Origin of the sequence: Streptomyces sp. enrichment culture, from assembly GCF_964273145.1 — a bacterium.
Classification (GTDB): Bacteria; Actinomycetota; Actinomycetes; order Streptomycetales; family Streptomycetaceae; genus Streptomyces.
Window position 1 is genome coordinate 5,880,957 of record NZ_OZ186873.1, and the last position, 13,420, is coordinate 5,894,376.

The window sequence follows — 13,420 nt, forward strand, 5'->3', positions numbered from 1 at the left end:
CCCCGGCCCCTCACCGCCGGGCCGTGAGGAAACCGCCGATCCGCTCCCGCAGCGACCGCGCGTCCAGCCCGTGGGCGGCGACGTGCTCCTCGACGCGCCCGTAGCGCCGCAGTTCGCGGCGTCCGACGCCCAGCCCCAGCACCCGGTGCGGCACGTCGGACAGCGCGTCGTTCGCCTCCCGCGTCGACGTGCCCGCCAGATACGGCTCGACCAGGACGACGTCCGTCCCCGCCGCCTCCGTGGCCCGGCGCAGCGCGGCGCCGTCGAAGGGGCGGACGGTCGTCGCGTACAGGACGGTCGCGTCCAGGCCCGCCGTGGCGTCGAGCACGGCGTCGAGCACCGGCCCGACGGCGACCACCACGCCGGAGCGCCCCTCGCGGACGGTGCGGAACCCGCCCCCACCCACCGCGCGGCCCTCGGCGTTCGCCTGCGCGGACAGCCGCACGTACACCTTGTCGTCCCCGGCGGCGACCGCGTGCCGCAGCAGCGTCTCCGCCTCGTCGGGGTGGCCCGGCACGTGCACGGTCCAGCCGTCCAGGGTGTCGAGCAGGGCCACGTCACCGGGGGCCATGTGGGTGTAGCCGCCGGCGGGCCAGTCGAAGGACGCGGCGGCGCTCACCAGCACCGCACCCGCGCCCTGGTGCCCGAGGTCCAGCTTGACCTGTTCGAAGGGCCGCTCGACGAGGAAACTGGCGAAGGTGTGCACGACGGGCCGCATCCCGGTCAGCGCCAGCCCGGCGGCCGCCCCGACGAGCAACTGCTCGCGGATGCCGACGTTGACGATCCGGTGGGGATGCCGGCGCATGGCCTCGGCGAAGCCGGCCGTGCCGATCTCGGCGAGGACCAGGGCCACACGCGGGTCCTCGTCCAGCAGCCGGGAGACGACGGGGGCGAATCGGTCACGCATGGTGTCCATGACGGAGGGCCTTTCCGGAGGGGTACGGCGGGAGGGGGACGGTCGGCGGGAAGGGTGAGGCATGGGGGTGCGGGGCGGGGATCAGGCGGGTTTCGGCTCCACCCGGGCCACGACCACGTGCGGGCGCCCCGGGTGCGGGGCGGTGAAGGCGGCGTACAGCGCCTCGTGGTCGCGTCCGTCGGCGGTGACCGCGGACCAGCCCGCCGCCTCGAAGCGGGCCGCGATGCCGCCGGGCAGGGCGTGAGTGGCGGAGGAGTTGTCCACGACGACGGTGTGCAGCCGCTCCAGCCCGGCCGGCCCGGCGAAGGCGATCGCCTCGTGGTTGCTGCCCTCGTCCAGTTCGGCGTCCCCGATCAGCGTCCACACCCGCGGCGCGTGGCGCCCCTGCGCGCGCAGCCCCAGCGCGGTGCCGACGGCGATCGGCAGGCCGTGCCCCAGCGAGCCGCTGCCGATCTCCACGCCCGGCACGAGCGTGCGGTCGGGGTGGTGGCCGAGCGGGGAGTCGTAGGAGCCGAAGCCGGGCAGCCAGTCCACGGGCACGAACCCCTTGGCCGTCAGCACGGCGTAGTACGCCATCGGTCCGTGCCCCTTCGACAGCAGGAACCGGTCCCGGTCCGGATCGTCCCGGTGCCGGGGGCTCACCCGCAGCACCCGGTCGTACAGGACCCACAGCACGTCCAGCGTGGACGTCGCCGCCGGCCCGTGCTTCTCGTCGCCGGTCATCAGGGACATCAGTTCGGGCAGGTCGGCGTACCCGTACGTACGCCCGTGTTCCTCGGTGATCGTCATGCCGACGATCGTGCAACCTCAACCAAACTTCAGGTCAAGCGTGCTCCGGGACGAAAAGCGGTGCGCGATCACCGGCACGAGTGCGGTATGGTTTTCCTGCACGTTCGGCCGGGGGAAACCCCAGGTCAGGCGGGCAACGGGACGTGGCGCAGCTTGGTAGCGCACTTGACTGGGGGTCAAGGGGTCGCAGGTTCAAATCCTGTCGTCCCGACTCGTGCGAGTCGTGGGTCAGGGCCGGTTCCGGAGACATCCGGAACCGGCCCTGACCCTTTCGGCGACCGGTGGGGCCGGTGTCCCCGGCCGGCGGGATGCGCCGGGTCCCGCGGCGCGGCACCTTCCGCGAGCCGCGGGCACCGCCGAACCCGCCTGTTCCACGAGGGCGGGTCCCGCCACCCCTCGCCCGGCCAGGTGATCCCCTCGTCGCCCGCCGCGACCCGGGGACCGTGACGGCGGGAGGGGCCGGCGATGCCGGGACCGGGACCATCGCCGTCGCGCCCGCGCGGGGCGGACCGCGGCTCAGATCACGCAGCCCACATGCGCCAGCGCCTGCTTCAGCAGCACCCCGTGGCCGCCCGGCATCTCGCTCTGCACCGCCGGGGACAGGGCCTCCTGCGGGCTGAACCAGACCAGGTCGAGCGCGTCCTGCCGGGGACGGCAGTCGCCGGCCACCGGGACGACGTAGGCGAGGGACACCGCGTGCTGCCGGGGGTCGTGGAACGGCGTGACGCCCTGGGTCGGGAAGTACTCCGCGACCGTGAAGGGCTGCAGTGAGGACGGCACCCGGGGAAGGGCCACCGGGCCCAGGTCCTTCTCCAGGTGGCGCAGGAGGGCGTCGCGGACCCGCTCGTGGTGCAGCACCCGGCCGGAGACCAGCGTGCGGCTGACCGTCCCGTCCGGCCCGATGCGCAGCAGCAGGCCGACGCTGGTGACCTCACCGCTGTCGTCGACGCGCACCGGGACGGCCTCGACGTACAGGATCGGCATGCGGGCGCGTGCGGCTTCGAGTTCGTCGGTCGTCAGCCAGCCGGGCGTGGTCTCGGTCATGTCAGACATCGCTTGATCATACTTTCAGTGTGTCCCGCTCCCTGAGTGGCACTCCCGGGCAACTGTGACCCGCCCCACGCGGATCAGCCGTCGTCCGGTGCGCCGCCGTCCGGTGCGCCGCCGTCGGGTGCGCCGCCGGGCAGCCGGTGGACGCGCGGGGCGTCGTCGCCTCCCGCCCGCCCCGCGATGCGCGGCGCGGTGGTCCGCTCGACGCCACCGGGACACCCACCGGGCACGGGCCCGGCAAGGGTGGTCGTACGTCCTCCCGCGTCCGCCCCGGAGGCGGTGTACGGCATCACGGCTTCACGGCCACCGCGCCCAACTGCGGGACCGGCGCGGGGGAGCCGGACCCGGCGCGCCACTGCGAGCAGGGGACCAGCCCGGGCTCCACCGGCTCCAGGCCCTCGAGGAACGCGGCGATGTCCGCGCGGCTGCGGGCGGTGACCGGGGGAGTGGCGTTCTCGTTCCAGAACTCCATGGCCGGTATCTGGCCCGCGCCGCCGAACTCCGCGTCGAGGGTGGGATGGGTCAGCGCCAGGCAGCTGCCGGACGGTACGGCGGCCATGACCCGGCGCACGATGTCACGGGCCTTGCCGGTGTCCAGGACGAAGTTGAGGATGCCGAGCATCATCACCGCGACGGGGCGGCCGAAGTCGAGCGTCCGCGCCGCGCGTTCGAGGAGGGCGTCCGGCTCGTGCACGTCGGCGTCGACGTAGTCCGTGACGCCCTCCCGCGTACCGGCGAGCAGGGCGTGGGCGTGCGCCAGCACGATCGGGTCGTTGTCGACGTACACGGTCCGCGCCCCGGGTGCGACGCGCTGGGCGATCTCGTGCGTGTTGTCCGCCGTGGGCAGGCCGGTGCCGATGTCGAGGAACTGGCGCATGCCCCGCTCGGCGGTGAGGAAGCGGACCGACCGGCCCAGGAACAGGCGGTCCGCGCGGGCGACCTCCCGGATCACCGGGAACATACCGGCGACGTGCTCGCCGACCCGCCGGTCGACCTCGTAGTGGTGCTCGCCGCCGATCCAGTAGTTCCACACGCGCGCGTTGTGCGCCACGCCGGTGTCCGGCCCCGCGGCCTCGCCGGCCGGGGAGTGGCTCCCGCTCACGTCGTCTCAGCTCCTTCGCCCGGATGCCGCGCCGCCGCCCATTGTGCCGTGCGGCGATCAGGGTGTCCCGGGAATCGGGGAGGTGGGACACCCGGGACCCGGCACGATCGTCCGGCGCGGCCGGGGCGGTCCCGCGCCGCCTCCCCGCCCACCGCGGCACGCACCGGCGCGACGGCCGGGACGGCGGGTTCGGTGTCCCCGGCCGGTTTCAGGAGCCGGGTCCCGGGGCGGGGGCGAGACGTCCCGCGCCCCACGGGGCTCTGCGGTGGATGCGGGCGGCGGGCGGGCGGGCCGGTAGGGCGGCTGCGGGTTTGCTTCGGCTGGGGGGCGGCCTCCTCGGGCAGCTGTGCCCGCTCGGAGGCGTCGCGGCCGGGCGGCGGGCCGGGGGCTCCGCCGGGGCCGTGTCCACCACGCGGTGGAAGTTCTCCCAGGGCGTGCCGGGTCCGGGGCGTCGGCCACGGGCCGCCCCCTCGGTCCGGCGTACGCGCGGGCCGGGAGCGACGCCGGGCGTCAGTCCTCCTTGGGCCAGTTCTCGGCGTCGAACATCCAGCGCTGCTTCTCCAGTTCGGCGGTGATGCCGATGAGGAGGTCCTGGGTGACCGGGTCGGGCTTCTCGGTGGCCTCGATGCGCTCGCGCAGGCGTCCGATCGCGGCCTCCAGGGCCTCGACCATCAGCTGGACGACATCGCTGTCGCGCACCCAGCCTTCCTTGGGGCCGGGCAGGGTGAACGCCGACGCGACGGTCTCCGGCCGGCCGTCGGCCGGCAGGCCGAGCGCCACCGAGCGCTCCGCGACCGTGTCGGCGAACGACCGGGTCGCCGACACCACTTCGTCGAGCTGCAGGTGGATCGAGCGGAACCGCGGCCCCACGACGTTCCAGTGCACCTGCTTCGCGATCAGGGAGAGCCCGAGAAGGTCCACGAGCGTGCCTTGGAGCGCCTCGCCGACGGGCTGGCGGGCCGACTCGGGGATCGTGCTCTTCACGACAGTCATACGGTGGTGCTCCTTGCGGCGTCGTCTCTCACGGTGTCTTCAGTGGTACGGAGCAGCGCGACGCGTTCCTCCTCGCAGGTGCCTCCCCACACGCCGGACGTCCGGCCGCTGCCGAGGGCGAACTCCAGGCACTCGGCGGTCACCGGGCAGCGGGCACAGATCCGTTTGGCGGCGTCGGTGTCCCGCGGCGACGCTCCGGCCGTGCTCACGGGGAAGAACAGCTCGGGGTCCTCGTCCGCACAGGCGGCGTGGCGCAACCACTCCATGTCGGCGCGGGTGCCCCGGGTGCCTGCGGGTAAACACCGTGGTCGCCGGGTGCGCGGGCCTTCGCCGGGGGCCCGCCGGCGGGTTCCGGCGGTGGTCCCGCCGACGGGTTTCGTCAGCGGGCGAGGACGTCGTCAAGGAAGCTCGTGAGGTCCGCGAACACCTCGGCCCTGTTCGTCTCGTGGAACACCTCGTGCCGGGCGCCCGGGTAGATCCGTGCGGTCAGGTGCCCGTCGGCGAGCCGCTCGACGCCCGGCCGGCTGCCGGGCAGCGGCACCAGCCGGTCGTCGTCGCCGTGCAGCCACAACAGCGGGAGCGGGCCGACGCCGCCGCCCTTCGACACGGCTTCCAGCGTCCGTATGAAGGACTCCAGCGTCGGCCGCTTCATCGGGCCGTGCCACACCAGCGGATCGGCCGCGTACGCCGCGCCGACCGCCGGGTCCCGGGAGAGCGCGGCCGGGCTGATCGGGGTGTCGGGGATCTCGTCCAGGGCGAGCAACCGCCGGGGCAGTTCCCAGTCGCCGATGACCGGGCCGGACAGCACCAGCGCGGTCAGGCGCTCCGGGTGGCGCTGGGCGCAACGGGCGGCGATCAGGCCGCCCATGGAGTGGCCGATCAGCACCAGGGGCAGGCCCGGGTGGGCGGCGCGGGCCAGGTCCGCGACGGCGTGCACGTCGGTGACGACGTCCTCGAAGTCCTCGATCAGCACCCGCTCGCCCGCCGACCTGCCGTGCCCGGTGTGATCGGGGCCGAACACGGCGGCCCCGTGCCCGGTGAGGACACCGGCCACCTCCTCGTAGCGGCCGATGTGCTCGCCGTAGCCGTGGACCAGCAGCGCCACGTAGCGCGGATCGGGACGGGGCCACTCGCGGGCGGTGATCCGCCCCCGGGCTCCGGTCAGGACGTGCTCGCGGGCCTCGGCCATGGACTCCTCCAACTGCGCCGGTGAAGGTTTCCGGGGGATCTTCCCAGAGGGCCGCCCGGCGGTCTATAGTCCAAAACTAGCAGTGCTAATTAAGTTGATCGAGCCGAGTGAGGCTCTTGCGAGGTCCGCACGGCGGCGGCGCGCCGCCCGGCGGCCGAGCGCCCACGGTCAGGAGTCCCCGTGCGTCCCGTCCACTTCGCGGCCGCCCGCCGCACCCCGATCGGCAAACTGCGCGGCGCCCTGTCGGGCGTACGGCCCGACGACCTCGCCGCCACCGTGATCCGCGGCCTGGTCGCCGACGTGCCCGCGCTCGACCCCGCCCGCATCGACGACGTCTACTGGGGCGCCGCCAACCAGGCGGGCGAGGACAACCGCAACGTCGCCCGCATGGCCGCCCTCCTCGCCGGCCTGCCCGAGTCCGTGCCCGGTGCCACGGTGAACCGGCTGTGTGCCTCCGGCCTGGAGGCCGTCACCACCGCCGCCCGCGCCATCGCCGCCGGCGAGGCCGACATCGTGCTCGCGGGCGGTTCGGAGTCGATGAGCCGCGCCCCCTTCGTCCTGCCCCGCCCCGACGAGGCCCTGCCCCACCGCGTCGAGACCGCCGACACCCGGCTCGGCTGGCGCCTGGTCAACCCGGCGATGAAGGAGCTGCACGGCCTGCTGTCCATGGGGGAGACCGCCGAGGAGGTCGCCGCCCGGTACGGCATCTCCCGCGAACGCCAGGACGCGTTCGCGCTGCGCAGCCACCGTCTGGCCGCCGACGCCCGCAGGAACGGCCACTTCGACGACGAACTCCTGCCCGTGAAGCGGCCGGACGGCGCGGTCGTCGACCGCGACGAGTGCGTCCGCGAGGACACCTCCGCGCAGAAGCTGGCCCGGCTCGCGCCGGTCTTCCGCGAGGGCGGCACGGTCACGGCGGGCAACGCCTCCCCGATGAACGACGGCGCCGCCGGCCTCCTCCTGGTCGGCGAGGACGTCCTGGAGGAGCTGGGCCTCGACTCCCTGGGCCGCTACGTCGCCGGCGCCTCGGCCGGCGTCCACCCGGACGTCATGGGCATCGGCCCGGTGCCCGCCACCCGCAAGGCCCTGGCACGGGCGGGCTGGAGCGTCGGCGACGTCGAGGAGGCCGAGTTCAACGAGGCGTTCGCCGCCCAGGCCCTGGCCTGCGTGGACGAACTCGGCATCGACCCCGGCCTGGTCAACCCCAGCGGCGGCGCCATCGCGCTGGGCCACCCGCTCGGCTGCTCCGGCGCCCGCATCCTCACCACCCTGCTCCACCGCATGCGCCGCACGGGAGCGGCCCGCGGGCTGGCCACGATGTGCGTCGGCGTCGGGCAGGGCAGCGCGGTGCTCGTCGAAAGGCACTAGCCCGCCTCGCAGCCCACCGCGCCACACCTCCCGGCGCACCCCTTCGGCGCACACCCCGCGCAGCACCCCTCCCCTGCAGAGCCGCAGCAAGGAACGGAGCAACACCCATGGCAACCCTTTCCGTCGCCGCCGTCCTCGCCGAGAACGCCCGGCGCCGTCCCGCCAAGGAGGCGCTCGTCGAGGGTGACCTGCGCCTGACCTTCGCCGAGGTGTGGCAGCGGGCCCTGGCCCGGGCCGGGGCCCTGATCGGCCTGGGCGTGCGGCCGGGGGACCGCGTCGCGCTGATGGCGCCGAACACCGTCGAGTTCCCGCAGGCGTACTACGCGATCGCCGCGGCGGGCGGGGTCGTCGTACCGGTCCACCTGCTGCTGTCGCGGGCCGAGGTCGAGCACGTCCTGACGGACAGCGGCGCCACACTGCTGCTGTGCCACCCGGCGCAGGCGGAGACGGGCGCGGCCGCCGCCCGCGCGGCGGGGATACGGACCGTCCTGCTCGGGGACGAGTTCGGCAAGCTCGCGGCGGACGCCGAGCCACCGGCGTCGTACGTCACCCGCGACGCCGACGACCCGGCCGTCGTCTTCTACACCAGCGGCACCACCGGCGTGCCCAAGGGCGCCGTGCTCAGCCACTTCAACCTGGTGATGAACGCGACCGTCAACGCCTTCGACGCCAACGACATCCGGCCCGACGACATCGCCCTGGGCGCCCTGCCGCTGTTCCACGCCTTCGGCCAGACCGTCTCCCTGAACTCCACCTGGCGGGCGGGCGCCACGCTGGTGCTGCTGCCGCGCTTCGACGCGGCGCGCGCGATCGAGCTGATGGTGAGGGAGAAGGTCAACACCTTCCACGGGGTGCCCACCATGTTCGTCGCGCTGGCCGCCGCGGCGGCCGGGGCGGACGCGCTGCCCGACCTGCGCGTGTGCGTCTCCGGCGGCGCCTCGCTCCCGGTGGCCGTGCTGGAACGGTTCGAGGCCGCGTTCGGGGCGAGGATCTACGAGGGGTACGGATTGTCGGAGACCTCCCCGGCGGCGGCCGTCAACCAGCCGGTCTTCGGCACGAAACCGGGCACCATCGGCCACCCGCTGTGGGGCGTCGACGTGGAGATCGCCCGCGCCGACGCCGAGGACCGCGTCGAACTGCTGCCGCCCGGCGAGCTGGGCGAGGTCGTCGTCCGGGGCCACAACGTCTTCTCCGGCTACCTGGGCCGCCCCGAGGCCACCGCCGAGGCGCTCGTCGACGGCTGGTTCCGCACCGGCGACCTCGGCACCAAGGACGACGAGGGCTTCCTGCGGATCGTCGACCGCAAGAAGGACGTCATCATCCGCGGCGGCTACAACATCTACCCGCGCGAGGTCGAGGAGGTGCTGATGCGCCACCCCGGCGTCGCGCAGGTCGCCGTCATCGGCCTGCCCGACGACCTGCACGGCGAGGAGGTGTGCGCCGTCGTCGTCCCCGCCCCGGACGCCGCCCCCGGGGCCGCCGAGATCACCGAGTGGTCCCGGCGGCACCTCGGCAGGCACAAGTACCCGCGCCGGGTGGAGTTCACCGACGCGCTGCCGCTCGGCCCGAGCATGAAGGTGCTGAAGCGGGAGCTGCGGGCGCGGTACGGGGCCCGGTAGCCGCCACCGGACGGGACGGGCCCCGGCCGCCACCTGCCGGGACACCGCCGGCCGCCGGCCGGTGAGACGGTCCCCGCCGGCACCGCCGCCGGGCATACCATCGGTCTCCGCATGGACACGATGACACTCTGGCACCTCACCGGCTGGGAGTTCGCGGCGCTCGCCTTCGCGGCTCTGCTCGTCGGCTTCTCCAAGACCGCCGTGAGCGGGGCCAACACGGTCAGCCTCGCGATCTTCGCCGCGGTGCTGCCGGCCCGCGCCTCCACCGGCGTCCTGCTGCCGGTGCTGATCGCCGGCGACCTCCTGGCCGTCCTCACCTACCGGCGGCACGCCCACTGGCCGACGCTGTGGCGGCTGTTCCCGGCGGTCGCGGCGGGCGTCGCCGCCGGCACGGTGTTCCTGGTGTGGGCGGACGACGCGCTGGTCCGCACCTCGATCGGGGCGATCCTGCTGCTGATGGCGGCGGTGACGGTGTGGCGCCGGCGGGCGGCCGACGCACGGCGGGAACCGGAGGCGGTCACCACCCGGGCGGGCCGGATCAAGGCCCGCTCGTACGGCGTCCTCGGCGGCTTCACCACCATGGTCGCCAACGCGGGCGGTCCGGTGATGTCGATGTACCTGCTGTCCGCGGGCTTCCGCAAGCTCGGTTTCCTCGGCACGTCGGCCTTCTTCTTCCTGATCGTCAACGTCTCCAAGCTGCCCTTCAGCGCCGGCCTCGGGCTGATCGACCGGCATTCGCTGCTCCTCGACGCCGCGCTCGTGGTGTTCGTCGTGCCCGGTGCGCTGCTGGGCAAGTGGGCCGTGAACCGGATCGACCAGCGCCTCTTCGAGCGCCTCGTCATCGCCGCGACGGTCGCCGGCGGCCTGCAACTGCTCCTGCGCTGATCCCGTCCGGGGCCCGCCCCACCCGGCGTCCGCCCCCGGTCCGGCCCGCCCGTACGCTCGACGCCATGTCCCCCCACGTACTAATCCTCGGCGGCACCACCGAGGCCCGTCGCCTGGCCGCCGACCTGGCGGCCCGCCCCGGTGTCCGCGTCACCACCTCCCTCGCGGGACGCGTGACCCGTCCGGGTCCCCTCGCCGGAGAGGTACGCGTCGGCGGGTTCGGCGGAGCGGACGGCCTGGCCACCTGGCTGCGCGAGCAGCGCGTGGACGCCCTCGTCGACGCCACCCACCCCTTCGCCGCGTCGATCACGGCGAACGCGGCCCGGGCCGCGGCGGCGACCGGCGTCCCCGCCGTCGTCCTGCGCCGCCCCGGCTGGCGGCCCGGGCCCGGCGACCGCTGGCACCCGGTCCCGTCCCTGGCCGCCGCCGCGCAGGCCCTGCCCGCCCTCGGCCGCCGGGTGCTGCTGACCACGGGCCGCCTGGGCCTGGCCGCCTTCGCCCACCTGGCGGACCTGTACTTCGTCGTACGGTCGGTGGAGCCCCCCGAGCCGCCGATGCCGCCGCAGGTCCACGTGCTGTCCGCGCGCGGGCCGTTCACGGTGGCCGACGAGTCGGCGCTGCTGCGCGGCCACCGCATCGACGTCCTGGTGACCAAGGACAGCGGGGGAGGGGCCACGGCCGCCAAACTCACCGCCGCGCGCGAGCTCGGCCTGCCGGTCGTGATCGTCCGCCGCCCGCCGCTGCCGGAGGGCGTGACGGCCGTACCCGACGTGGCGGGGGTCCTGGAGCGGCTCGGCCTGGACGGGCCGTGACCAAGGCACGCGCGGGCCCGACGGCTCGCCGCCCCCACGCACGGCCCGGCGGGCCGCACCCGCCGGCGGGCGGCTGCTTCCCCACGGCGCCGGTCACGCGGCCGCGCACGCGGGGCGGCCCGCCCGGGCGCGGGGCGCCCCGGTGCCGCTACTCCTCCCGGCCCCGGCGACGCAGCAGATAGGTGTCCATGATCCACCCCTTGCGCTCGCGGGCCTCGGCCCGCAGCCGCTCGATGCGGGGCGCGGCCTCGGCGATCGGACCCGACACGAGGATCTCGTCCGGGGTGCCTATGTAGGCGCCCCAGTAGATGTCGATGTCCTCGCCGGCGTACTGCCGGAAGGCCTGATGGGCGTCGAGCATCACCACGACGTCGTCCACCCCCTCGGGGAAGCCCTGCGCGAGCCGCCGGCCGGTGGTGATCTGCACGGGCCGGGCCACCCGGTTGAGCCCCGTCCGGTGCCGGGCGACGAGTGCCGAGACGCTGCTGATGCCGGGCACCACGTCGTACTCGAACGCCACCGCGCCCCGCTCCAGCACCTCCTGGAGGATCCCGAGCGTGCTGTCGTACAGCGCGGGGTCCCCCCACACCAGGAAGGCGCCGGTGCCGTCCTCGCCCAGCTCCTCGGCGATCAGCCGCTCGTAGATGTCGGCGCGGGCGCTGCGCCAGTCCCCGACGGCGGGGGAGTACGCCGCACCGCCCGCCGTCCGGTCCCGCTCCGGGTCACGCGCCTCGACGACGCGGTACGTCCCCTCCGGCACGTGCGCGCGGAGCATGTCCCGCCGGAGCCGTACGAGGTCCGCCTTCGCCTCGCCCTTGTCCAGGACGAAGAACACGTCCGTGCTCCGCAACGCCCTGACCGCCTGGAGGGTCAGCTGGTCGGGGTCGCCCGCGCCGATACCGATGACATGAATCTTCCGCACGCCCCGAGTCTGCCGTACGCCACCGACAGCGCGTGCACCGAGTCCGGCGCGGGCACCGGACGGCCGCGGTCAGGGCCGCAGCCGCGGCGCCCGCGCCCTCGCGTTCACGGCCCCGCCGCGCTCCACCTCGTCCGCGAGCTCCCGCGCCCAGGCCGCCACACCCGCGAGATCCACTCCGTAGGGCCGCTGCCTCCCGGCAGCGGGCGACGACGCCCACTCCGTCACGGCCCCGGCGCCGCGCCGCAGCAGCCGGGCCCCGCCCGTGGCGTTCCCGCGGGCGGCGTGCGTGAGCCCCACGGCGAGCTGGGCCAGCCCTCGCCACAGCTCGCGCTCCTCCTCGGGCCCCGACTTCCAGGCGTCCTCGAACACCTCGTGCGCGTGGAACGGCCTGCCCGCGTCCAGCAGCCGCTGCGCCTCGGCGACGGTGTCCTGGGGGGTGCGCACGACACCCTCGGGCTGACGGGGCACGCCGCTCGCCCCGTACGGCAGGGGCCGCCCGAGCCCGTCCCGCGGCCGGGCGTTGCGCGCCCGCCCCTCGCTGTCACGGTCCCGCGCGCCCCTCGGCCGGTCCGGCGATGTGCTGCCCATACGGCGATTGTCCCGCGCGGGTGCCCCCGCCGGTCCGACCCGGGTCCCCTTTCGGTCCGGCGGGGGAGGTGGGGTAAAGTTCTGTTCGCGCGATCACGCGGATCACCGTGTGGCAGCGCATCGGGACGTGGCGCAGCTTGGTAGCGCACTTGACTGGGGGTCAAGGGGTCGCAGGTTCAAATCCTGTCGTCCCGACTGGAGACAGTCGCAGGTCAGGGCCGGTTTCGGAGGTATCCGAAACCGGCCCTGACCTTTTTCGGGGCGGCCGGTGGGGTCCACTCCTCCCGGCCGGTGCCGACGGGTGGCGAGGACCGGGCCCGGCGCCGTACGTCCGGGCCGGGGCCGCGCCGCCGCGGTGCGGTGCGGGCGGTCCGCGGCCGGCCCGCCGCCGTCAGCCGGCCGCCAGGACCTCCACGCCGAGCGCCTCGAGCCGCTCGACGACCGCGCCCCGGGGGTCGGCGTCGGTGATCAGTCCGCTGACCTCGTGCCAGGGCAGGACGCGGAACCGCGACGCCGTGCCGATCTTCTCGGAGGAGGCGAGGACGTAGGTGTCCGCGGCCCGTGCGGACAAGGCGCGCTTCATCGCCGCCTCCTCGGCGTCGCCGGTGGTCAGCCCCGCCTCGGGGTGCACGCCGGTGACGCCGAGCAGGCAGAGGTCGGCGGAGACGTTCTGCGCCGCCTCGACCGCGGCGGCACCGCAGGCGACCGCCGAGTGCTTGAAGACGCGGCCCCCGAGCAGGAACAGCTCCGCCCGCGGATGGTCGAGCAGCGCCGCGGCGATCGTCGGGCTGTGGGTGATCACGGTGCAGGCGAGATCCCGCGGGAGGGCGCGGGCGACGGCCAGGGCGGTGGTCCCGCCGTCGAGGATCAGCGCACCGCCCGGCCGCACCAGCCCCGCGGCCACCGAAGCGACCTTCCGCTTGCCGTCCGGGGCCACGGTCTGCCGTGCGGCGTAGTCGGCCACCGCCGGGGAAACGGGCAGCGCACCGCCGTAGACCCGCTGGCACAGTCCCTCGGCGGCGAGGTCGCGCAGGTCGCGCCGCACGCTGTCCTCGGAAATCCCCAGTTCGGCGGCGACCTCCTTGGCGACGACCTTGCCCTCGCGGGCGAGCAGGCCGAGCAGGTGGTCGCGTCGTTCGGCAGCCAGCATGCACGATCTCCCCTGTTGTTGCACGTTTTTGCGTGTA

The 13,420-nt window shown here is 74.9% G+C and carries 15 protein-coding genes and 2 tRNA genes; 6 read left to right on the top strand and 11 right to left on the bottom strand.

What is annotated here, in order from left to right; genetic code table 11:
- Positions 1 to 10 precede the first annotated feature (10 nt).
- Positions 11 to 916 carry a transketolase family protein gene (locus ACSU6Z_RS26090; RefSeq protein ID WP_437049251.1) on the bottom strand — a complete coding sequence of 302 codons (906 nt, stop codon included), beginning with the start codon at positions 914 to 916 and terminating at the stop codon, positions 11 to 13.
- A gap of 81 nt (positions 917 to 997) precedes the next feature.
- Positions 998 to 1,705 (bottom strand): transketolase, encoded by a 708-nt coding sequence (locus ACSU6Z_RS26095; RefSeq protein WP_437049252.1) that lies wholly within the window; start codon positions 1,703 to 1,705, stop codon positions 998 to 1,000.
- Positions 1,706 to 1,842: 137 nt separating this feature from the next.
- Between ACSU6Z_RS26095 and ACSU6Z_RS26100 the strand changes: the two genes are divergently transcribed.
- Positions 1,843 to 1,916: transfer RNA gene (locus ACSU6Z_RS26100), tRNA-Pro, on the top strand.
- 305 nt (positions 1,917 to 2,221) lie between these two features.
- Here the strand turns inward: ACSU6Z_RS26100 and ACSU6Z_RS26105 are convergent.
- The 6 genes from ACSU6Z_RS26105 to ACSU6Z_RS26130 form a co-directional block, all read right to left on the bottom strand.
- A complete protein-coding gene (locus ACSU6Z_RS26105; RefSeq protein ID WP_437022901.1) occupies positions 2,222 to 2,749 on the bottom strand; it encodes an NUDIX hydrolase family protein in 528 nt (175 codons plus the stop codon).
- A gap of 83 nt (positions 2,750 to 2,832) precedes the next feature.
- Complete coding sequence (locus ACSU6Z_RS26110) at positions 2,833 to 2,985, bottom strand: hypothetical protein (protein ID WP_437049254.1); 153 nt, start codon at positions 2,983 to 2,985, stop codon at positions 2,833 to 2,835.
- A gap of 59 nt (positions 2,986 to 3,044) precedes the next feature.
- Positions 3,045 to 3,857, bottom strand: coding sequence for an SAM-dependent methyltransferase (locus ACSU6Z_RS26115; RefSeq protein WP_437049255.1), 813 nt, complete (start codon positions 3,855 to 3,857; stop codon positions 3,045 to 3,047).
- Between the two features lie 510 nt (positions 3,858 to 4,367).
- A complete protein-coding gene (locus tag ACSU6Z_RS26120) occupies positions 4,368 to 4,850 on the bottom strand; it encodes a Dps family protein (RefSeq protein ID WP_437049257.1) in 483 nt (160 codons plus the stop codon).
- Positions 4,847 to 5,116, bottom strand: a complete 270-nt coding sequence (locus ACSU6Z_RS26125; protein ID WP_437049258.1) for a WhiB family transcriptional regulator — start codon at positions 5,114 to 5,116, stop codon at positions 4,847 to 4,849. The genes ACSU6Z_RS26120 and ACSU6Z_RS26125 overlap by 4 nt, the downstream gene beginning before the upstream one ends.
- 113 nt (positions 5,117 to 5,229) lie before the next feature.
- Positions 5,230 to 6,039: a lysophospholipase gene (locus ACSU6Z_RS26130; protein WP_437049260.1), complete on the bottom strand. Its 810-nt coding sequence runs from the start codon at positions 6,037 to 6,039 to the stop codon at positions 5,230 to 5,232.
- A 180-nt stretch (positions 6,040 to 6,219) separates the two neighbouring features.
- Between ACSU6Z_RS26130 and ACSU6Z_RS26135 the strand changes: the two genes are divergently transcribed.
- From ACSU6Z_RS26135 to ACSU6Z_RS26150, 4 genes are all read left to right on the top strand, one after another.
- Positions 6,220 to 7,407 (top strand): thiolase family protein, encoded by a 1,188-nt coding sequence (locus ACSU6Z_RS26135; RefSeq protein ID WP_437049262.1) that lies wholly within the window; start codon positions 6,220 to 6,222, stop codon positions 7,405 to 7,407.
- A gap of 107 nt (positions 7,408 to 7,514) precedes the next feature.
- Positions 7,515 to 9,026 carry a long-chain-fatty-acid--CoA ligase gene (locus tag ACSU6Z_RS26140; RefSeq protein ID WP_437049263.1) on the top strand — a complete coding sequence of 504 codons (1,512 nt, stop codon included), beginning with the start codon at positions 7,515 to 7,517 and terminating at the stop codon, positions 9,024 to 9,026.
- Positions 9,027 to 9,137: 111 nt separating this feature from the next.
- Positions 9,138 to 9,911: a sulfite exporter TauE/SafE family protein gene (locus tag ACSU6Z_RS26145; RefSeq protein WP_437049265.1), complete on the top strand. Its 774-nt coding sequence runs from the start codon at positions 9,138 to 9,140 to the stop codon at positions 9,909 to 9,911.
- Between the two features lie 65 nt (positions 9,912 to 9,976).
- Positions 9,977 to 10,723 carry a cobalt-precorrin-6A reductase gene (locus tag ACSU6Z_RS26150; protein WP_437049266.1) on the top strand — a complete coding sequence of 249 codons (747 nt, stop codon included), beginning with the start codon at positions 9,977 to 9,979 and terminating at the stop codon, positions 10,721 to 10,723.
- 148 nt (positions 10,724 to 10,871) lie between these two features.
- On the opposite strand, the gene cobF is transcribed toward ACSU6Z_RS26150, so the two are convergent.
- Both cobF and ACSU6Z_RS26160 read right to left on the bottom strand, forming a co-directional pair.
- Entirely contained in the window at positions 10,872 to 11,645 is a 774-nt protein-coding gene (gene cobF / locus ACSU6Z_RS26155; protein WP_437049268.1) for a precorrin-6A synthase (deacetylating), read from the bottom strand.
- A gap of 69 nt (positions 11,646 to 11,714) precedes the next feature.
- The gene (locus tag ACSU6Z_RS26160) at positions 11,715 to 12,233 is read right to left on the bottom strand and encodes a DUF309 domain-containing protein (RefSeq protein ID WP_437049269.1); all 519 of its coding nucleotides are present in this window, start codon (positions 12,231 to 12,233) and stop codon (positions 11,715 to 11,717) included.
- A gap of 121 nt (positions 12,234 to 12,354) precedes the next feature.
- Between ACSU6Z_RS26160 and ACSU6Z_RS26165 the strand changes: the two genes are divergently transcribed.
- Positions 12,355 to 12,428 (top strand) — tRNA-Pro (locus tag ACSU6Z_RS26165).
- Between the two features lie 196 nt (positions 12,429 to 12,624).
- Here ACSU6Z_RS26165 and ACSU6Z_RS26170 read toward each other — a convergent pair.
- The gene (locus tag ACSU6Z_RS26170; RefSeq protein WP_437049271.1) at positions 12,625 to 13,383 is read right to left on the bottom strand and encodes a DeoR/GlpR family DNA-binding transcription regulator; all 759 of its coding nucleotides are present in this window, start codon (positions 13,381 to 13,383) and stop codon (positions 12,625 to 12,627) included.
- Between the last annotated feature and the right edge of the window lie 37 nt (positions 13,384 to 13,420).